15 protein-coding genes are annotated in these 19,410 nt (G+C 72.2%); 11 read left to right on the top strand and 4 right to left on the bottom strand.

The window, feature by feature from the left end:
- The first annotated feature begins 58 nt into the window (after positions 1-58).
- The 3 genes from AC6JA9_RS31470 to AC6JA9_RS31460 all read left to right on the top strand — a co-directional run bounded on the left by AC6JA9_RS31470 (position 59) and on the right by AC6JA9_RS31460 (position 3,448).
- Positions 59-751, top strand: a complete 693-nt coding sequence (locus AC6JA9_RS31470) for a hypothetical protein (protein ID WP_223745287.1) — start codon at positions 59-61, stop codon at positions 749-751.
- Positions 752-841: 90 nt separating this feature from the next.
- On the top strand, positions 842-1,672 hold the full coding sequence (locus AC6JA9_RS31465) for a sensor histidine kinase (RefSeq protein WP_223745288.1): 831 nt from the start codon (positions 842-844) through the stop codon (positions 1,670-1,672).
- A gap of 99 nt (positions 1,673-1,771) precedes the next feature.
- Complete coding sequence (locus AC6JA9_RS31460; protein ID WP_223781907.1) at positions 1,772-3,448, top strand: sensor histidine kinase; 1,677 nt, start codon at positions 1,772-1,774, stop codon at positions 3,446-3,448.
- Here the strand turns inward: AC6JA9_RS31460 and AC6JA9_RS31455 are convergent.
- Entirely contained in the window at positions 3,411-5,540 is a 2,130-nt protein-coding gene (locus AC6JA9_RS31455) for an ATP-binding domain-containing protein (RefSeq protein ID WP_497958288.1), read from the bottom strand. The genes AC6JA9_RS31460 and AC6JA9_RS31455 overlap by 38 nt on opposite strands.
- 93 nt (positions 5,541-5,633) lie before the next feature.
- Between AC6JA9_RS31455 and AC6JA9_RS31450 the strand changes: the two genes are divergently transcribed.
- The 6 genes from AC6JA9_RS31450 (at position 5,634) to AC6JA9_RS31425 (ending at position 13,727) form a co-directional block, all read left to right on the top strand.
- Positions 5,634-6,557 (top strand): spermidine synthase, encoded by a 924-nt coding sequence (locus tag AC6JA9_RS31450; protein ID WP_223745291.1) that lies wholly within the window; start codon positions 5,634-5,636, stop codon positions 6,555-6,557.
- 99 nt (positions 6,558-6,656) lie between these two features.
- Positions 6,657-7,274: a gluconate 2-dehydrogenase subunit 3 family protein gene (locus tag AC6JA9_RS31445; RefSeq protein ID WP_223781909.1), complete on the top strand. Its 618-nt coding sequence runs from the start codon at positions 6,657-6,659 to the stop codon at positions 7,272-7,274.
- Positions 7,271-8,833, top strand: a complete 1,563-nt coding sequence (locus tag AC6JA9_RS31440; RefSeq protein WP_223745293.1) for a GMC family oxidoreductase — start codon at positions 7,271-7,273, stop codon at positions 8,831-8,833. The genes AC6JA9_RS31445 and AC6JA9_RS31440 overlap by 4 nt, the downstream gene beginning before the upstream one ends.
- A 178-nt stretch (positions 8,834-9,011) precedes the next feature.
- Positions 9,012-11,711, top strand: coding sequence for a M16 family metallopeptidase (locus tag AC6JA9_RS31435; protein ID WP_497958287.1), 2,700 nt, complete (start codon positions 9,012-9,014; stop codon positions 11,709-11,711).
- 122 nt (positions 11,712-11,833) lie between these two features.
- Complete coding sequence (ypfJ, locus tag AC6JA9_RS31430) at positions 11,834-12,715, top strand: KPN_02809 family neutral zinc metallopeptidase (RefSeq protein WP_141331514.1); 882 nt, start codon at positions 11,834-11,836, stop codon at positions 12,713-12,715.
- A 97-nt stretch (positions 12,716-12,812) separates the two neighbouring features.
- Positions 12,813-13,727, top strand: a complete 915-nt coding sequence (locus AC6JA9_RS31425; RefSeq protein ID WP_223745296.1) for a hypothetical protein — start codon at positions 12,813-12,815, stop codon at positions 13,725-13,727.
- A 16-nt stretch (positions 13,728-13,743) separates the two neighbouring features.
- Here AC6JA9_RS31425 and AC6JA9_RS31420 read toward each other — a convergent pair whose 3' ends face one another.
- Genes AC6JA9_RS31420 through AC6JA9_RS31410 form a run of 3 tightly spaced genes read right to left on the bottom strand, consistent with a single transcriptional unit; the run spans position 13,744 to position 18,102 of the window.
- Positions 13,744-14,079, bottom strand: coding sequence for a hypothetical protein (locus tag AC6JA9_RS31420; protein WP_223781910.1), 336 nt, complete (start codon positions 14,077-14,079; stop codon positions 13,744-13,746).
- Positions 14,080-14,102: 23 nt separating this feature from the next.
- Entirely contained in the window at positions 14,103-17,660 is a 3,558-nt protein-coding gene (locus AC6JA9_RS31415) for a DUF2135 domain-containing protein (protein ID WP_497958286.1), read from the bottom strand.
- Between the two features lie 58 nt (positions 17,661-17,718).
- Positions 17,719-18,102, bottom strand: a complete 384-nt coding sequence (locus AC6JA9_RS31410; protein ID WP_223745299.1) for a hypothetical protein — start codon at positions 18,100-18,102, stop codon at positions 17,719-17,721.
- Between the two features lie 97 nt (positions 18,103-18,199).
- On the opposite strand from AC6JA9_RS31410, the gene AC6JA9_RS31405 reads away from it, so the two are divergent.
- Together AC6JA9_RS31405 and AC6JA9_RS31400 are read left to right on the top strand one after the other, a co-directional pair.
- Complete coding sequence (locus AC6JA9_RS31405) at positions 18,200-18,388, top strand: hypothetical protein (RefSeq protein ID WP_141332274.1); 189 nt, start codon at positions 18,200-18,202, stop codon at positions 18,386-18,388.
- Positions 18,389-18,922: 534 nt separating this feature from the next.
- Complete coding sequence (locus AC6JA9_RS31400) at positions 18,923-19,348, top strand: ATP-dependent DNA helicase (RefSeq protein ID WP_223745300.1); 426 nt, start codon at positions 18,923-18,925, stop codon at positions 19,346-19,348.
- The last annotated feature ends 62 nt before the right edge of the window (positions 19,349-19,410 follow it).

Genomic DNA, 19,410 nt, shown 5'->3' with positions numbered 1-19,410 from the left:
ATTGCGGCATGACAAGCGTTGGTTGCCATGTGTGCGAGGTGCGCGGTATTCGGGCGTCATGTCCGACAAAGCGGGGTCGAAGCGGATGGGCTGGCTGGCGGGGCTCGCGGGGGGGGCGCTGGTGGCCGCGCTCGTGTTCTCCCTCTGGGAAGAGGCGCCTTTGCCTCCGCCCGAGCCGGAAGCCCCCGTCGCCGCGCCCACCCCTCCGCCCGCGCCGCCCACCCCCGCGCCGGAGCCGGTGAAGCCGCCAGGAATGACAAGCAGCGTCATTCCCCCGGCGCTCCAGGCCCCCGAGCCGGAGGATGAGCAGCCCAAGCCCTATCCCCTGGATTTGGAGGCGCTGCGCGCGAGGCTGCCCGACAACCTGTACTGGGAGCTGGGCGCGCCGACGAAGGACCCGGAGCTCATCCGCAAGCGCGAGGAGGAGACGCGGCGGTGGAACGAGCTCTTCGGCCGCGTGCAGGCGGGTGACGCCACGGAGGCGGAAATCCAGCAGTACTACGAACGACGACGCAAGGTGTCAGAGGACATGTTGCTCTTCGCCACGACGGTGCTGGAGGAGCAGGGGGACGAGCTGCCGGACCGCGACCGGGGCCTGTACGAGCTGAGCATCAACATGCACCGCACCCGGCTGTCGGAGTACCCGCGCCAGGAGGCCGACGCGCTCGCCCACCGCCGCGCGCAGGAGGCGCGTCGCCAGCAGTGGCGCCAGCAACAGCAGCAGCAGCAGGGGGAGCAGACGCCTCCCTGACGCGGGCGTGTTGGGTAGTGGAAGCTTGCGGGCTGGCGCGTGCGGGGGGCGGATTGGAGCCATGGCCCCCCTGGCGCTAGGACTTGGCGCATGGCGGTGGAGACGAGTCGGACGGGAGCGCCCGGCGCGGGCGAGCCCGAGGCGGGCTCTCCGGAGCAGGTGCACCGGTCCGCGGGGGAACTGGAGGAGCGCGTGGCGGAGCGCACGGCGGCGCTGGAGGCCGCGCTGCGGGTTCGCGACGAGTTCCTGTCCGTGGCCTCGCACGAGCTGCGCGCGCCGCTGACCTCGCTGCGGCTCTACGTGGACGGGCTGGTGCGCTCCGCGCAGGTGGGGGCGCTCACGCCCGACGACGTGCCCCGGAGGCTGGGGCGTGTCCAGGACCAGTGCCGCCGGTTGGACCGGCTCATCGCCACGCTGCTGGACGTGTCGCAATTGTCCACGCAGCGGCCCGTGTTGGATTTGGAGGAGGTGGACCTGGGCGCGCTGGTGCGCGGCACGGTGGAGCGCATGGAGGAGGACGTGCGGCGGGCGGGCTGTGACTTGTACGTGCGGGCCCCGCCGGGCGTGGTGGGCGCGTGGGACCGCACGCGGGTGGAGCAGGTCTTCACCAACCTGCTCACCAATGCCCTCAGGCACGCGGCGGGGACGCCCATCGAGGTGGTGCTCACCACGGAGGGCGGCTTCGCGCTCCTGTGGGTGCGCGACGGGGGCCCGGGCATCCGCGAGGAGGACCAGGCGCGGCTGTTCCAGCGCTTCACCCGACTGGACTCGCGGCGGCCGGGCTTCGGTCTGGGGCTCTGGATTTCCCGGCAGTTGGTGGAGCTTCACGGAGGGCGCGTGTCCGTGGAGAGCACGCCGGGCAAGGGGGCTTGTTTCAGCGTCCGCCTGCCGCTTCCCGCGCCGCCCTTGGACAGGCCCTGAAACTTGCACTCCGGGGCCTTGGAGTGTTGTCTGACGAGCAGACGCGTGGGAGGAGCCGGTGGGCCGGGACGAGGGAAGTGTTAAGCGGGAGCAGGGGCCTTGACCCGCATCCGCACCGAGCGCGTGGAACACCATTTGACCGCAGAGGGGCCTGCCAGCGACGACACCGCCCTGTGGGACCAGTTCCCGGAGAGCGTCGCCATCTGTTCCCTGGAAGGGGTGTGCCTCTACGCCAACCCGGCGCTGGAGCGCGCCTTCGGTGGCCGGCGCGAGGAGCTCTTCGGCCGCATGCCCTGGGAGGCGTACCCGGAGGTGCTGCGCGAGCAGCTCCAGGAGCGCTTCGACCGGGTGGCGGCCACGGGCGAGCCGGAGGAGTTCGAGTGGCACTTCGCGAGCCGTGAGCGCTGGTTCGTGCTGCGCCTGTTCCGGGGCCGGGGCCGCGTCTACGTCTTCTCGCGGGAGAACACGTCGGAGAAGAAGCAGGAGGCCATCCTCCGCGGGCTCTACGACGAGACGCGCCGGGCGCAGCGGCACGCGGCCTTCCTGGCGCAGGCCAGCGAGGTGCTCACCTCGTCGCTGGAGCACGACGAAATCCTCCAGCGCCTCACGCACCTGGCCGTGCCGCCGCTGGCGGACGGGTGCAGCGTGGACGTGCCCATGCCGGACGGGAGCGTGCGGCGGGTGGCCATGGCGCACGTGCGGCCGGAGATGGTGGAGGCCACCCGCGCGTACCACGCGCGCTACCCCATCCTGATGGACGCGCCCCACGGCGTGGGCAAGGTGCTGCGCACGGGCACCACGGAGTACGTGGCGGAGCTGCGGCCGGAAATCGTCGCGCGGGCGTTCCAGGACGAAGCGCACGGGCGGGCCACGCTGGCCCTGGGCATGTCGGCGTACATCATCGTTCCGTTGATGAGCCGGGGGCGGGTGCTGGGCGCGCTCTCGCTGGTGAACACGGAGAAGGGCCGGCGCTACACGCAGGCGGACGTGCGGCTGGCGGAGGACCTGGCCCGGCGCGCGGCCACGTCGCTGGACAACGGCCGGCTCTACACGGAGGCGCACGAGGCGGTGCGGGCGCGCGACTCGTTCCTGTCCGTGGCCTCGCACGAGCTGAACACGCCGCTCACCTCGCTGACCCTCAACGTGCAGGCGCTCCGGCGGCAACTGGAGGCGCACCCGGCGAGCATCGGGGACGTGGCGTCCGAGTCCATCTCCAGCAAGGTGCTGTCCGTGCAGCGGCAGCTGTCGCGCATGTCCGGGCTGGTGCGGGAGCTGCTGGACGTCTCGCGAATCACGGCGGGCAAGCTGCGGCTGGAGCGCGAGGAGATGGACCTGGCGGCGCTCGTGCGAGAGCTGGTGCCGCGCTACGCGGAGGAGCTGGCCCGGGCGGGGTGCGCGCTCCGGCTGGAGACGCCTCCGACGGCGACGGGCTCGTGGGACAAGCTGCGCGTGGAGCAGGTCATCCAGAACCTGCTGTCCAACGCCATCAAGTATGGCCGGGGCCGCCCCATCGACGTGCAGGTGGGCGTGGACGAGCAGCGCGCCTGGCTGCTCGTGCGCGACGAGGGCGTGGGCATCGCGGTGGAGGCGCAGTCGCGGCTGTTCCAGCGCTTCGAGCGGCTCGCCAGCGAGCGCCACTACGGCGGGCTGGGGCTGGGCCTCTGGATCGTCCGGCAGATCGTCGACGCCATGGACGGCCGCATCCTGGTGCGCAGCGCGGCCGGCCAGGGCTCCACCTTCACCGTGGAGCTGCCGCGTCGACCTCCCGCGGGATGAGGTGCGAGCGCGCGCCCGACGACACCACCCAGAGCTGGTGGGACGTGCGGGTGATGGCCACGTGCAGGCGGCGGCGCGTCTCGTCGTCCACGGGCCAGGCCCTGGCGGTGACGTCCGGGAGGATGACGTAGTCGAACTCCAGGCCCTTCACGCTGCCCACATCCGTGACGTCCACGCCGGGCTCGAAGGAGAACTCCCCGTCCTTCACCCGGCGCGCCCAGGACTGGTCCGCGACGACGCGGTACACGGCGTCCGCGGACTCGGGGCTGCTGGCGATGACGCCCACGGAGGCGTGGGGCTCGCGCGCGACGAGGTCCCTCAAGGCCTCGCCGATGAAGAGCTGCGCCTGGGCCTCCACGGGGAAGTGGTGGAAGCCCACCGGCGCGCCCGGGCGCTGGGGCCGCGACGCGGACTCCGCCTTGGCCTGGGTGCCGAGCACGCGCCGGGCCAGCTCCACCACGGGCGCGGGGCAGCGATAGGAGACCTGCAGCCGGCACGTGGCGGCGTCGCGGATGCCCAGCTCGTCCAGCGCCTCCGGCCAGCCCGCGAAGCCCGCGTCCGTCTGCTGCAGCTCGTCGCCCGCGAGCGTGCAGCTCCTGCCCTTGCCCAGCAGCCGCCGCACCACGAACAGCTCGAACAGGGAGAAGTCCTCCGCCTCGTCGAGGACGACGTGGGCCAGGCGATCCAGGCCGAGCGGGCCCTGCTGGGCCTTGAGGAACATGAGGATGGGCAGGTCCTCCAGGTCCACCGTGCCCGCGAGCGCGTAGGGCGTGTCCTCCTCGATGGCCTTGCCGTCCACGGTGATGAGCCGGTCCGGGTCCGTGATGTCCTTGAGCTCCTTCGACAGCGGCGTGGAGCGCTGCAGGCGCGTGTGCTCGAGCACCTCGTCGATGGCGGTGAAGGGCAGCTCGCCCTTCGCCGCGCGCACCACCTCCTCCAGGAAGCGCCGGTCCAGGTAGGCGTCCGCGAGCCTGCGGTGCAGTCGCTCCAGCGTGGTGCCCGCCTCCGTCTTCGGCGCGCCGATGCGCGCCAGCAGCGCGCGGCGCAGGGCGGGGTGGCGCTTGAGGCGCGCGGCCAGGGGCGGGGTCTCCGGGCTCAGCTTGATGCCCGGCAGGTCGAACGCCGAGCGCGCCGCGGCCAGCAGCCACGCGTCCCGCGTCTCCACCGTGACGCGCCCCAGGCCCAGCGGCGCCAACAGCCGCCGCGACAGCCGCGCCAGGCCCTCCTCGGGGACGATGAGCTTCATGCGCGACTGCGGGAAGCGCTCCGCGTCGTCGAAGGCGATCTTCGCCAGCCGGTGCAGCGCCACCGTCGTCTTGCCGCTGCCCGCGCTGCCCAGCACCAGCAGGGGCTGGCCCGCCTCCACCGTGACGGCCTCGTACTGCTCGGCGTCCAGCAGCGCCGTGACGCCGAAGACATCCTCGACGCGCCGGGCGCCCTTGCCGGTGCCCAGGGCGCCGGGACGTGCCGCCGTGCCCGCGCCTCCCGCCTGGAGCGAGGTGAAGTCGCGCCCCACCGAGCGCCACGTGCCGTCGGCGGCGCGCTCCAGCACGCGCGCGCCGGAGATGATGCGCGTGAGCACGCCCTTCTCGATGACGACGAGCCGGCGCACCTCGACGGTGCCCTCGGACAGCCGCTCACCGAACTGCTCCTCGAACGCGTCGCCCTCCTCGTACGAATAGAAGACGCGGGCGATGGGGGCGAAGCGCCAGTCGATGACCCGCACGCCCGCGCCCACGTCCGCGAAGGTGGTGCGCCCGAGCAGGTAGTCGCGCGGTCCCGCCTCGCCGACGAGCCGCAGGTGCGCGAAGTAGGGCGCCTGGGCGTCGGGCAGGTTCGCGGACTCCTGCCGGTCCAGCAGGGCGCGCGTCTGGTCCATCTGGAAGAACAGGTGGGGCAGGTCCGCTTCGGCGGCGGTGGCCGCGTCCTCGCGCAGGGCCTGGAGCTGCGCGACGAGCAGGCGGTTCTCCTGCGTGCGTCCGGCCTTCTGCCGCGCCGCCTCGAGCGCCTGTTGGACGCGCGACAGGAGCGCCTCCTCCTCGGCGATGAGGGCCTGGTCGGCTTCGGCGAGAGCGTGCGGGGCGTGCGTCATGGGCGGCAAGGTGAACCTGGGGGTACTGGCGCGTCAACCCGTTGGTTTTCCTGACGGAAGTGCTACTTTGAATCGTGAGAGCAAGGAGCGGGCATGCGGCGGTTCACCCCTCGGCTGGTGCTGCTGGTGCTGGCCTTCCTGTCGTGCTCGTCCTCCAGTCCGCGCACGGAGCTGCACCGCGGCCAGTCACCCTTCACGCTCATCACCGTGACGGAGGACCGGGAGGGCCGGCGCTATCTCCAGTTCGATGACTCCGGCGCGCTGCAGAGCGTGGTGTGGCCCGGGCAGCCGAAGAAGCTGGAGCTGGCGTACACGCGCGTGTCCATGGTGGCGCTGGCCTTCGTACCCAAGCCCCAGCGCGTGCTCGTGGTGGGCCTGGGCGGCGGCGCGATGCCCATGTTCCTGCGCGCGGTGCTGCCCGAGGCGCACATCGACGTGGTGGACATCGACCCGGACGTGGTGGACGTGGCCAGGCGCTTCTTCGGCTTCCGTGAGGACGCGCGCCTGAAGGCCCACGTGGCGGACGGCCGGACCTTCATCGAGGCGAAGCGGCCTGCGTACGACCTCATCTTCCTGGACGCCTACGGCCCCGACAGCATCCCCGAGCACCTGGGCACCGTGGAGTTCCTCGCCGCCGTGCGGGCGAGGCTGACGGCGCGTGGCGCGGTGGTGGGCAACGTCTGGGAATACCCGCCCAACCCCCTGTTCCCCTCCATGCTCCGCACGTGGCAGGCGGGCTTCACCCAGCTCTACACCTTCGAGGTGGCCAACGCCGCCAATCGCATCTTCGTGGGCGTGCCCTACCCGGAGAAGCAGACGCGTCAGGCATTGGAGACGATTGCCAACAAGGTCGAGAAGGCGCAGGGCGTCCCCTTCGACCTGAGCGCATTGGTGGTGGAAGGTTATGCCGACGCCACCACGCGCAAGGAATTGACGGGGCAGGTGTTGAGGGATGCGCCCGCTCCCGCCGCTCCGCCGCCTGCTCCTGAGTCGAAGCCTTCGCCTCCCGCGCCGTGACCCCTGGGACACGTGAGTGATTGCGTCGCGGCGGGGGCCGCGCGCTAGAGTCCCGTCCGTCTCGTCACGCCCCTGTACCCGTGTCGTCCCGGAGGATGAATGTCCCCGTCTCCTGTGGGGCCGCCCTCGTTGTCGCGCCGAGGGTTGCTCAAGCGAGGGTTGTTCGGAGGCGCGCTGCTCGCGCTGGGGGGCGGCGGTTTCCTGTGGACGCGTGAGGGATTGTCATTGCCCCTTCCGCCCGAGGGCCTGAAGGTGCTCGGCGCGCGCGAGTACGCCACGCTCCAGGCCATGGCCCGCCGCGCCTTCCAACCGCGAGACGGCTGGCCGGACGCGGACACGGTGCGCGTGGCCTTCCTGGTGGATGGGCTGCTGGCGGGGTTGGACCCGGCCGTCGCGAACGAGGTGAAGGCGGTGGTGGGTCTGTTCGACAACGCGCTCGCGGGGCTGCTCTTCACCGGACGCGTCACGCCGTTCTCGCGGCTCGGTCCCGAGGCGCAGGATGCCGTGCTCGAGTCCTGGAGGACGTCGCGGCTGGTGTTCCGCCGCGGTGGCTACCACGCGCTGCGCGGGCTCCTTTACGCCGCCTACTACTCGCACCCGGCCGCCATGGCCGCCACGGGCTACGCGGCGCCGGAGGGCTTCCACGTCGCGGACGCGCCGGTGTGGCGTGGGCCCGAGGATGGACCCTTCGCGGGCTCGGGAGGGGGCACGCCATGACGGGACGCATCCGGACGGGAGCTGAGCTGACCGGGGACCAGGCGCTCACGTGTGATGTCTGCGTGGTGGGCAGCGGCGCGGGCGGCGGAGTGCTCGGGTTGGAGTTGGCCCGGCGCGGGCTGGACGTGGTGATGCTGGAGGAGGGCGGCTACCACACCCGTCGCGACTTCGACCTGAAGGAGGCCAAGGCCTACGCGACCTTCTACCAGGAGGGTGGCAACCGGGCGACGGACGACCTGTCCATCGGCATCTACCAGGGGCGCACCGTGGGCGGCGGCACCGCCGTCAACTGGTGCGCATGCTTCCGCACGCCGCCCGAGATTCTGGAGCACTGGCGCGACGCGCACGGCGTGAAGGGCCTGGACGCGGCCACGCTCGCGCCGCACTGGGACTGGCTGGAGGATCGGCTGAACATCCGTGACTGGCCCATCGAGCAGGCCAATCGCAACAACCGCATCCTCTGGGACGGGCTGGGCGCGCTCGGGTATGGCCGAGGCACGGTGAAGCGCAACGTGCGCGCGTGCGCGTCGCTGGGCGCGTGTGGACTGGGCTGTCCCACGGACGCCAAGCAGTCCACGCTGGTGACGCTCATCCCGGAGGCGGTGGAGCGGGGCATGCGGCTGTACGCCAACGTCAGCGCGCGGCGACTGGAGACGAACGGCGGCCGGGTGACGGCCGTGCACGGGGACATCCTCGACCCGAGGACGAACCGGCCCACGGGCAGGCGGCTCACCGTGAAGGCGAAGGTGACGGCGGTGTGCGGTGGGGCCATCAACTCGCCGGGCCTGCTGCTGCGCAGCGGGCTCACCGGACGAGGACGGGTGGGCAAGCGGCTGTTCCTGCATCCGGTGGTCGTGTCCAACGCGCGCTTCCGCGAGCGCGTGGAGGCGTACTCGGGCGCGCCGCTCACCGTGTACTCGCGGCAGTTCATCGACCGGGGGCAGGGGCGGATGGGGTGGCTCCTGGAGGTCCCCCCGCTGTTGCCGCTCCTGAGCGCGGTGGCGCTCAACGGCTTCGGCGCGGGGCACCAGGACTTGATGGCGGGCCTGCCCCACGCCAACGCGCTCATCTCCATCTGCCTGGATGGCGTCCAGCCCGGGGACGAGGGCGGCACCGTGGCCCTGCGCGGCGCGGGCGAGTACTCGCGCTTCAAGGTGGACTATCCCCTCACGGCGCTGCACTGGGAGGCCTTCCGAGAGGCGCTCAAGGTCGCCGCGCGCATCCAGTTCGCCGCCGGGGCGGAGGTGGTGCTCAGCCCGCACTCGAAGCCGGTGGTGATGCGGAGCGAGCAGGACATCCCGCTGCTCGATGACGCGCCCTACGCCCCGCTCGAGTGCTCGGTGCTCAGCGCCCACCAGATGGGAGGGTGCGCCATGGGGGGGAGCCCCGAGACGAGCGTGGTGGACAGCACGCTGCGCTACTGGGACTGTGACAACCTCTTCGTCGTGGATGGCTCGGTCTTCCCCACCGCGCTGGGCGTCAACCCGATGGAGAGCATCCTCGGCGTCGCGCATTGGGGCAGCCAGCACGTCGCCGCCGCGGTGAGTGGCTCCGCGTGACAGTGATTCCAGACCGGGCGCTGATGGCGCTCCAGGCTGCCTTTGGTCTATGGACCTGGGGCTGGCGCCCGGAGGGGGCGCGGTGTGTCCGTCCCGCAGTCGCGCGAGTCCGCTTCATATGAGCTCACAAATCCAGGTTGGGAATCCTCCGCGTGGGCGGAGGGTGGTGTCGGCTGTCGTGGGGTTGCTCTGCGTCGTGCTGGGCGCGTGCTCCACGCTGCCGCAGCGCGGACAGGTGGTGATGCGGGACGTGTCCTTCCCGCTGCGCGACTTCCGCATGCCGTCGGGGCTTCGCGTGGTGGTGGAGCAGGACCCGCGAGCGCCCGTGGTGGCGATGGTGGCCCTGGTGGGCGTGGGCGGCTCCGGCGACCCGATGGGCAAGGAGGGCCTGGCGCACGTGGTGGAGCACCTGGCCTTCCGCGCGCGCCATGGGGGAAGCCCCTCGGTGTCGACCCGGCTGGAGGACGCGGCGGCCGGCTATTCGAATGCCTTCACCAGCATGGACCACACCGTGTACCAGACGGTGGCGCCCAAGGAGTCGCTGGACCTGCTCGTGAAGATGGAGGGGCAGCGGCTGTCCGCGCCCCTCTCGGGCCTCACACCCGAGATGTTCGCGGTGGAGCGGGAGGTGGTGCGCAACGAGCTGCGCCAGCGCAACGAGACGGGCTTCGTGGGCCAGGTCTTCAGCTGGGTGCACGCGTCCGTCTATGCACCGGAGCACCCGTACTCGCGCCCCGTCATCGGCACGCATGAGTCGCTGACGGCCCTGTCGCTGGCGGACGCGCAGCGCTTCACGCGCGCCCACTACCGGCCGGACAACACGACGCTGGTCATCGCCGGCGACGTGGACCTGGCGAGGGTGGAGGCGGTGCTGCTCGACAACCTCCCCCCGGACTGGGTGGGCACCGGGGCCCCGCTGGCGGTGGACTCGCGCATGCCCCCCGTGTCCGAGCCGCCCCTGCGCGCCGCGCCCGCGCAGATGCCCGAGTACCAGGCCGCCGTCGGCTCCCCGGAGCTGTACATCTCCTGGGTGCTGCCGCGCTCCTTCGACGAGGCGAGCGCCATCCACGACTTCGTGCGGGTGAACCTGGGCCGCAGCCTGGGGGGCTCCATGCGGCGGGACGGTGACATCGCCGGGTTCTCCACGATGCTGCTGCCCGGCACGCGTGCGTCGCTGCTGGTGGTGAGGGTGGTGCTCACCCAGGGCAGCCACCCTCGCAGGTCCGCGGACAACATGCTGGACGAGGTCCAGTGGACGTGGAGCCAGGAGGCCGGCCAGGCGGGGGCGGTGCTCGGCCGCGAGTACGACTTCCAGGCCCTGCGCCGCAACGTCATCACCGGCATGGTGCTGGAGTCCGAGGAGCTGCTCTCGCGCACCGTGCGCCGCGCGGAGCTGACGCACTTCATGCTGGATGCGCGCGGGTACACGCGCTCGCAGCGGGCGCTGATGACGCTCGACGGCGGCAAGGTGACGGACTTCGCCTACAAGTGGCTCCAGCGCGAGCGCGCGCGCGTCATCCTCGTGCGGCCCGGTGAGTCGGGCGGCGCGGTGGTGGCCGCGCCCGTGGCGCTGCCGGAGGAGCCGCCCGCGAGCGCCCGCTCCGAGCGCGTCGCCCAGGCGGCCCAGGCCGCGCTGTCCGCGCCGGTGCGGACGCTGAAGCTCGACAACGGGATGGAGGTGCTGCTCGCGCCCCGGCCGGGCCTGCCCGTGGTGCGCGTGGGCGCGGTGCTGGGCGGAGGGCGCACGTACGGGCCCAAGGCGGGCGTGGCGGAGATGGCGGAGTATGGCTCCTTCCGCGAGTCCTGGTTCGAGGGCAACGCGAGCCACTGGGGCCTGCACGTCCACGGCGGCATGCACCGGGACCACCAGCGCTTCGAGGTGGCCGGGACGTCCGGCAACGTCGGCAACATGCTCGCGATGCTGGCCGAGCAGCTCTCCTCCACGCGGACCTCGTATGACGCGTGGCGGTTCCTCCAGGAGCAGCTGGTGCCGTGGCGCAAGACGTTGGACTCCCACCCGGAGGAGCGCGCGCAGCGGGACCTGATGCAGCTGCTCTACGAGCCGCACCCCTACTCGCGCCACGCCACGGGCGAGGAGCTGTCCCGCGTGTCGGAGGAGGACATGACCGCCTGGATTCGCGACGTCTACCGTCCGGCCAACACGGTGGTGGTCATCGCGGGTGAGTTCGACGTGGCGACGGTGGAGCCGCTGGTGCGCGAGTACCTGGGCGGCTGGAAGCACGGGCCGGCCTCGCCGGTGGAGGTGCCCGCCGCGCCGGGGCTGCCGTCGCCCGCCGCGAAGCCCCGGACGCTCGTGACGTCCCGCCCCGGCGCGACGCAGGGCCACCTGCAGCTGGCGTGTCGGCTGCCCACGGCCACGCCGGAGGCGGCGGCGCGCTACGACGTGATGGCGGAGCTGGTGGGCCGGCGCATCTTCGACCAGGTGCGCGCGCGCCAGGGCGCGTCGTATGGCTTCAGCGCCAGCACCTGGCTGGGACGCGGTGGCGCCTCGCACCTGCTGGTGGAGGGACTGGTGGACGCGCAGCGCATGGCGGAGGGCGCGAAGGCCGTGCAGGACACGCTCGCGTCGTTCGCCCAGGGCGTGGACGAGGCGGAGCTGGCGCGCGCCAGGAAGCGCCTGCTGTCCCGCGACGCGGTGTCGTTCGTCTCCTCGGAGTCGTGGGTCCAGTCGCTCCTGGACGCGCGCGTGCGCGGCTTCCCCGCGGAGTCGCTGGCCCAGCGCCCCGCGCACCTCCAGGCGGTGACGGCCGAGCAGGTGAAGCAGGAGTTCGACGGCTGCGTGAAGCGTCTGGTGGTGGGCGTCGTCGCGGACAAGAGCCGCGTCCTGCCGATGCTCCAGGCCCTGTCGTCACCCTGACGGGCGGCGTGCTCCCTCGCCTGGTGTCCGTCCACCCAGGCGAGGCAGGCGGGGCCCTGCGTCCTCCCGCTCCGACGCTGACTACCTTGCCTGGACAGGAAGACATCCGCGAGGGGGCAGGCATGCGGTGGCAGGGAGGACGTCGCAGCTCCAATGTGGAGGACCGGCGGGGGGCGGGGTTGGGACGCCCGCTCGCGGTGGGCGGCGGGGCGGCGTCGCTGGTGGTGGCGCTGCTGGTGATGCTGCTCGGGGGAGACCCGTCGGTCGTCACCACACCGAGCGGTGGACGCGGGCCGTCCAGCGACTACGGCACGGGCGGCTCGGGCGTACCCGATGACCCGCGGCAGGCCGAGCTCAAGGACTTCGTCTCCGTCATCCTGGCGGACACGGAGGACACCTGGCCCGGCCTCCTGGAGCCCCACGGCGTCGAGTACGTGGACCCGCGCCTGGTGCTCTTCACCGGCGCGGTGCGCTCGGCCTGCGGGTTCCAGCAGAGCGCGGTGGGGCCCTTCTACTGTCCGCCGGACCAGCGCGTGTACCTGGACCTGGACTTCTTCGACGAGCTGGACCGCCGCTTCGGTGCGCCCGGCGACTTCGCGCAGGCCTACGTGGTGGCGCACGAGGTGGGGCACCACGTGCAGAACCTGCTGGGCATCTCCCGTCAGGTGCAGGCCGCGCGGCAGCGCGCGTCGCCGGAGGATGGCAACGCGCTGTCGGTGCTCCAGGAGCTCCAGGCGGACTGCTTCGCCGGCATCTGGGCGCACCATGCCCAGCGCGAGCGCCAGATTCTGGAGGCGGGTGACGTGGAGGAGGGCCTGGGCGCCGCGTCCGCCATCGGCGACGACACGCTTCAGCGCCGCGCCCAGGGGCACGTCGTCCCCGAGTCGTTCACCCACGGCTCGTCCGCGCAGCGCGTCGAGTGGTTCAAGCGCGGCCTGACGCAGGGCACCCTGGAGGCGTGTGACACCTTCGGGGCCCAATCCGTTCCACGCCGTCGTCGCTGAAGCGCCGCCACGGGGCTGATTGACAATCAGACCCCGGCTCGCGGTTGAATGCCCTCCGCGCGGTGGCCGGTCCGCGTCCATCGACGCGGGAGCGGGCGTGTTCCCAATCAAGACGTTGTGGTGTCTGGGGGTGCTTGCGGGGCTCGTCTGGGCGCCCGCCGCCGAGGCGCGCTTCGGCAAGAAAAACACCCCGAGCGACTCGAAGTCGAGCACGCACGACTCCAGCGCGGACCCGGACACGCACGAGGCCTCGGCCATCGGCACCGAGGACGACGATGACGACGGGAAGAAGCCCCGCTCGCGCGACGCGTTCACCGACGATGACTGTTGCTCGGACGAAGGAGACGACGAATCGGGCGGCATCGTGGCGAGCCTGCTCAGCGGGCTGTTCCAGGGCGCCGCCCGGACCATCGCCAACACGGGGACGCACCTGTCGGAGCGGCTCGACCCGGAGACGTCCCAGCCCCTCCTGGCGGGGCGACGGCACGCGGTGCCGCTGTCCTTCCGGCTGAGCGCGCAGCGACTGGTGATGCTCGACGACGTGCGCGGGGTGGACCTGCTCGCGGGGCTGGAAGGCCAGCGCTTCGGGGTGGAGACCCGCATGATGTGGCTGAAGCAGCCCACGGATGACGGCACGCCGGGCGAGGACGACCTCATGCTCGTGTCGGCGCACCTGACGTATGCCTTCGTGGTGCACGACGCGCTCCGCTTGCGCGCGGAGGGCGGCCTGAGCACGGCCCACGCCCCGGACATCACCCTGGCGGGCCCGAGCGTGGCGCTGTCCTTCGAGGCATGTCTGTTCTCCCCGCTGGACTTCGAGGCGCGCGCGCAGCTGACGCCGCTGCCGTTCCTCCAGGTCGACGCCACGGTGGGCCTGGCCCTGCACCTGGGCAGCCTGATGCTGCGCGGCGGCTGGCGCGGCCTGTACCTGGATGACCTGGGGACTGTGGACGGCGTGGCCCACGTGGACAGGATGCACGGCCCCTACTTCGGCGGCGGCTTCACCTTCTGACGGGGACGGCGGGTCGCTAGCGGTGGCCCCGCATCTTCCACCACAGGATTCCCATGAAGCTCTCCGGAGGAGGCTCCGGAGGTGTCATCGGCTCGTCCTCCTCGCGCGTGCGTCGCGCGGGGGGAGGCGGAGGGCGGTGCACGGTGGGCAGGGGCTCCGGGCTGTGCAGCCCGCGCGAGGCGCGATCCAGCGCCTCGGCGAAGGAGCGTCGGGCCACGTCGTTGGATTCGACGCGCTGGGGCCCCGAGACGCGCTCGAGGGCGCGGACGCGGAGGATGGCGTCGGCGCCCTCGACGCGGCGCAGGCCTCCGACGCGACCGATGGGGCCTCGGGGTTTGCGATGGTGACTCATGCCGGACCTCGCGGGGGGAGACGTCAGGGTGGGGGCTGGGTGGCGATGGTCGCCGTCTTCCGGGAGATGAACTCCTCGCGGCGCAGCAGCAGCTTCGCATCCTTCTTCGGGAGGATGCGCAGCTGGAAGCGGCGCTGCGTCGGCTCGTCGACGGAGAACACGTTCCTGTCGCTCACCAGCAGCACGGCCGTGGGCACGGCGAGCTTGGGCGCGCGGTGTCCGTAGAAGTGCACCACGACATGATAGGGCCCCGGCACCAGCTTGCGCGCGTGGTACAGCTCCGGCCCCAGTCCATCGGTGATGTCCCAGTAGAGCTGGCCTCCGAGCCGCGTCTGCTTGTGCTGGTAGTAGCAGCGCTCGCCGTCGGGCTCGATGACCCACAGGTCGATGTCCGTCTGGTCCGAGTTCCAGTGGGTGGTGAGCTGATAGCCGATGGGCGCGCGGGAGAAGGCGTCGCCGTACATGCCCGACGTCCCGGGGCTCCCAAGCTCGGCGAGGCGCGCGCGCAGCTCCTGGACGATGGGCTCCGCGCGCGGGTGTCGCGCCAGCGCGGAGAGCATCCGGCCGTAGTGGTACGTCGCGACCAGGCTCAGCTCACCGGGGTGCCGCGGGAAGGGGCGGGCGAGCAGGATTTCGTAGTTGCGCGCGGCCTCGGCGTAGCGGCCGGCGGCGTCCAGCGCGAGCGCCTCTTCCAGGTAGGCCTGTCCCTCGAAGGTGCGGCTGAGCCGCAGGTGCTCGAACAGCTCCGTCGCCGCGGCGTACTGGCCCAGGGCGAGCAGGCCGTAGCCCACCAGTCGCAGCGCCTCCGGGTCCTTGGGGCGCAGCTCCACGGGGGACGAGAGGGCCCGCACGGCGCCTCCGGTGTCACCCGCGAAGGCGCGCTCCCGGGCGATGCCTTCGTACAGCGTCACATCGTCCCGGTTCTCCCGACGCGCCTTGCGGTACGTGAGCTCCGCGGTGAGGCGGGCCTCGCCGCCCGCGTAGGGCTCGTCGCGCAAGGGCTGGCGCGGATGGGTGGGCGCGAGGGCCGCGCGCTGCCGCGTCAGGGCGTCCACCACGGCGCGCCCCGACTTGGGGACGGCGTCCAGGTCCAGCCCCACGAGCGCATCCCGGCGCTGGTCCTGCTCGCGCTTGCGCAGGAGCTCCAGGTCGGTCAGCTCCACGCGCTCGTCGCTCAGGGCGAAGCGCGTGTAGTCGGCCGCCGTCTCGAGCACGAGCATGGACGCGCGCGCGTTGGCCAGGTGGTAGTGCTGGCTGAGCGCCACCACCATCCGGTCCAGCCGCACGTCGTCCAGCGCGACGAGTCGGGCGACGAAGAGGTCCGCCCAGGCGCGAGGCGCGAACGCGCTGTTCGTGTCGCGAGGCAGGGGCACCTCGAGCGTCTTCTCCTCCTCGCCCGCGCGGGTGGACACCACGAGCGCCGCGGCCCCGGGCTCCGTCAGCCGCCCGGCCACGAGCAGCTCCTGGCCCGGGAACACCAGGTGCGGGCGGCCCGCGATGACCAGGTCCTTCACCGGCGCGCCCTTCACCTCCACGCGGGAGAGCACGACGGGACTGGCCCGGTGCGCCGTCGCCGCGGCATCCACCTGGGCTCCGGAGAGCACCGACACGCCCCGGCCTCCGCTGGCCCGGGCGAGCGCGTCGAACAGCTCCGTGTTCACCGCGGCCTCACCGAAGCGGTACGTCACCCACCGCAGCGACTCGGCGCTGGTGTGCCGGGAGATGAGCGACTCGACGGTGCTCGGGCCCCACGTGACGTTGCCGTCCGACAGCAGGAGGGCCGTCACGCGCGTGCCGGGCTGGGCGGGCTTGAGCCAGTCAGCGCCGGCACGGTCCAGCTCCGCCAGCATCCCGTCCACGTGCGACGCACCCTCCAGGTACACGCGCTCCAGCTCGGAGAACGTCTCCCGACGGCGGGCGGCGTCGTTCGTCCTCCAGCCCGTGCCGTGCAGCCAGCGGGGGCGCACGTCGAAGAGGAGCACCGCGTACTCCTTCAGCGTGGTGTCCTTCTCCAGGAGCGCGCGCAGGGTGGCGGCCTGGAGCGCCCAGGCGTTCCCGTCCTCGGTGGAGAGGGAGGTGTCCACCACCAGGACGGCGCGCCCGGTGGGCGGGCCCTCGGCCGTCGACGTCAGCTTCGCGGGCAGACGGACGCGGGCATGGAAGGCCTGGCCGGGAAGGCCCGCGTCGTCCTTGCCCACGAGCACGTCCGCGTCGGCGTCCTTCGGCGCGAGCGCGACGGACAGCGCTCCGTCACCCTTCAGCTGGGGCCAGTCATGCACCCGCCACGCGCCGAGCATTCGAGCGCTGCCCTTGGCGTCGGGAGCAACGAGCTCCTGCCGCACCTGCGTCGGGTCCACGTGGACGCGCGCGGACACCTGCACGTCCTTGCCCGCGCCGACGGGGAGGGGCCACGTGTAGCGCAGGTGCTGGCCGTCGTGGATGAGCGTCTGCTCGTAGGCGATGACCACGCGCTTGAGCGAGCGGGGCGGCAGCGGGAAGACGCGCGCGCTGAACGTGGAGGCGCCCGCCCACTCGAGCAGCGCGGGGTCGACGTTGTCGCGGACGATGTCCTCGTAGACCTCGCGGGCGCGCTTCTGCTCGACGACGCGGGCCTCCTGCACCTCGCCCCATGAGCGCTTCGCGCCCTTCGGACTGGGAGGCGCGGCGGCGGTGAGGCGCTCCAGGTCGGCGGTGCCGTCGCCCAGCGCGGGCAGCAGGTCCGAGGACTGGAAGAGGGAAGGGGCGTTCACCGCGACGGCGCCCGAGTAGAGCGCGAAGCCCGCGACGGACGCGCCTCCGGGCAGCGGATAGTAGAAGGTGCCTTCGAGCGCGTGGGGCGTGTCGTTCTCGAAGAGGTGGTCCACCACCGTGCGCGCGCGGGCGCCCTGGATGTACGTGACGACGCGAATCGCGCGGGTCTTCAGCGGCTGGTAGCGGCCGGACTCGTCACGCACCAGGACCTTGGCCGCGCGAGGCGCCGCGTCCACCTTGGGCAACACGGGCGTGGGCAGGTTCGTGGGCGGTGGAGCGCCGTCGGCCCGCTCCTTCTTGGAAGGCTCCTGCGTGAGCTCGCCACCGCCACCGCTGCTCCCGCGGATGACCTGCATGGCTTCACGCGACCGGATGACGGCCTGACGGGCCACGGCGTCCGCTGTTCGCCTCTCGAGGGAGAGAGCTTCCTGGGCCTCTCGGGGCGCGGGTGCGGCGGCGGGAGGCGGGATGGCCGCTCGGAGCGCCTGTGGCCTGGGCGGCGCGCCTCCGGGCGCTCCTTCGAGCAGCTCTCCGGTGGTGTCTGGAGGCAAGCCACTCTCGGCCCGCAGGTGGTTCAGCAGGCGCTCCATCGCCTCGTCGTCGAGGAGCGTGGGGTTGGCCAGGGCGTCGCGAAGCTCCGCGACGTCCACCTCACCCGGCTCGATGACACCGGGCACCGTCGCGGGCGCGGTGAGGCCCGCCTTGGCGAAGCTGTCGGGAGTCGTCGCGGGCTGGGGGGCCGAGGGCGGGGCCGTGGAGGCCTTGCGCTCACAACCCACCATGGCGAGGCACAGCAACAGGGCGGCGGCCGACAGTCGCGAGACGCGCATGTCGGGGGACGTTAGCCCAACACCGTGTCACGCGTGGAGGACGCCCTCCGGACGGGTGTCAGTCGAGATACCCCCAGCGGTCCTCCTCGAAGACGTAGTAGGGGCGGCCGAAGGGAAGCCGGTCCGTCCAGCCGAGCACGTGGCGCTGCTGCGTCACGTCATAGGTGAAGCCGAAGTGCGGGCCGTCGAACTTCGCCCGGGGCAGCTCGGGCAGCAGGTCGGGGACGAGCTCGGACAGCGCCTCGGGGAGCCGGCCACGTCGCGCCTCGAACTCGCGACACGCGGCGATGAGCCGCTCGGCGTTCTGCTGGGCCCGCTCGCTCCCCGCGCGGTCGGGCCGGAGGGTGACGTACACCGTCGCCGCCAGGGAGACGGTGTTCTGGACGAGCCGCGAGGCGTGGTCCTTCCACTGTCGCAAGGTGCTTCCCAGGTGTGTGCCCATGCCGCCGCCTCCGCTGTGCCGCGCATCATCGCCCGGCGCGCCGTCTTCGTGCGCGGCACTGCCTATCTTTTTCGCGAGGACGACCCAGGAGGACGTGATGCCGGACATCGATGAGCGCCAACGCGCGGGCGACCCCTCGGAGGGCAGGACGGCGCGGGAGACGGGCTACGAGGAGGAGGTGCCCGGGCACACGCCCGGGGTGGCGGAAGGTGACGATGACGAGGCACCCCACCGGGAGCATCCCTTCCCGGACCCGGACAAGACGCCCGGCTGCGCGGAGGGCTGAGCAGCCATTGCCTGCACGATAGGCCCGGTACGGCATCACGTCAGGCGTCTGTCCTGTGTCTTCGCGGCACGAGGTCGCCGAGACTCCGGCGTTTTCGTGCGGGGGGCATGAGGAGTTGAGGCTGAAGCACCTCGGCGCGGTCATCGCGCAACGAGGGCCGACTGCCAGCCACGCGAGGTTGCGGAGGTGCTCAGGCTCCTGCGCGCGCCGGGCGCGAAGGTGCACCGAAGCACCTCGGCGGGCTCCTCGCACGAGGAGGACAGACGGCTGGCGACCCGGTGGTCCTCCGACGCCTCCGTGCGAGATGTGCGGCGATGAGGGCGATGCCTCTCGCGTCGTCCCTCACCGTGAGGAGGTGGATGTATGCGAGGCCGCCGCCAGGACGCAGCGTGGCGTTGTTTCCCATGCCGTCCCGAGTGGCGCCTGGACTCCGTGTGTGCCCTGCCCGGTGCGGGGGACGGATCCTGAATAGACCCGAGGGAGGCGCGTCAGAAGGTACAGAGCGCGGCGCAACCCGCTGCGAAGGAGGTCGTCATGAACAGCAAGCTGATGCGAGTCCTGGTGGTGTGCTCCCTCACGATGGGTTCTCCCGTCCTCGCGCAGTCGGTTCATGGTGCCTCCCCCGTCGCGACGCAGAAGGTGACGGAGTGGGCGGAGGGGCAGCGCAACGTCTCGCGCGCGGACCGTGAGCGTCAGGCCCGACTGGAGCGTGAGCGTGAGGAGCGTGAGCGTCAGGCGCGGTTGGAGCGTGAGCGGCAGGCGCGGTTGGAGCGTGAGCGTCAGGCCCGCGTCGAGCGCGAACGGCAGGCGCGGTTGGAGCGTGAGCGCCAGGCCCGACTGGAGCGCGAGCGTCAGGAGCGTGAGCGTCTGGCCCGGCTGGAGCGTGAGCGTCGGGAGCGCGTCGAGTGCGAGCGCCGCGGGTATGGCTGGTGCGCGTCGAACTCGCCGCGCCGGGGGTAGTCGACCTCGGGTCGAGCTGGATGGTGCTCACGTAGCAAGTCCCGGTTGACGACGAACGGGCT

The organism is Myxococcus sp. MH1, assembly GCF_059738865.1.
The sequence above is the reverse complement of the archived record's forward strand: the minus strand, read 5'-3'. Positions and strand labels throughout refer to the sequence as shown.

Coding starts and splice junctions, on each gene's coding strand:
- AC6JA9_RS31440 (WP_223745293.1), top strand. CDS start 7,271: ATGACGGGACGCATCCGGACGGGAGCTGAGCTGACCGGGGACCAGGCG.
- AC6JA9_RS31470 (WP_223745287.1), top strand. CDS start 59: ATGTCCGACAAAGCGGGGTCGAAGCGGATGGGCTGGCTGGCGGGGCTC.
- AC6JA9_RS31450 (WP_223745291.1), top strand. CDS start 5,634: ATGCGGCGGTTCACCCCTCGGCTGGTGCTGCTGGTGCTGGCCTTCCTG.
- AC6JA9_RS31400 (WP_223745300.1), top strand. CDS start 18,923: ATGAACAGCAAGCTGATGCGAGTCCTGGTGGTGTGCTCCCTCACGATG.
- AC6JA9_RS31455 (WP_497958288.1), bottom strand. CDS start 5,540: ATGACGCACGCCCCGCACGCTCTCGCCGAAGCCGACCAGGCCCTCATC.
- AC6JA9_RS31410 (WP_223745299.1), bottom strand. CDS start 18,102: ATGGGCACACACCTGGGAAGCACCTTGCGACAGTGGAAGGACCACGCC.
- AC6JA9_RS31405 (WP_141332274.1), top strand. CDS start 18,200: ATGCCGGACATCGATGAGCGCCAACGCGCGGGCGACCCCTCGGAGGGC.
- AC6JA9_RS31420 (WP_223781910.1), bottom strand. CDS start 14,079: ATGAGTCACCATCGCAAACCCCGAGGCCCCATCGGTCGCGTCGGAGGC.
- AC6JA9_RS31465 (WP_223745288.1), top strand. CDS start 842: ATGGCGGTGGAGACGAGTCGGACGGGAGCGCCCGGCGCGGGCGAGCCC.
- AC6JA9_RS31415 (WP_497958286.1), bottom strand. CDS start 17,660: ATGCGCGTCTCGCGACTGTCGGCCGCCGCCCTGTTGCTGTGCCTCGCC.
- ypfJ (WP_141331514.1), top strand. CDS start 11,834: ATGCGGTGGCAGGGAGGACGTCGCAGCTCCAATGTGGAGGACCGGCGG.
- AC6JA9_RS31445 (WP_223781909.1), top strand. CDS start 6,657: ATGTCCCCGTCTCCTGTGGGGCCGCCCTCGTTGTCGCGCCGAGGGTTG.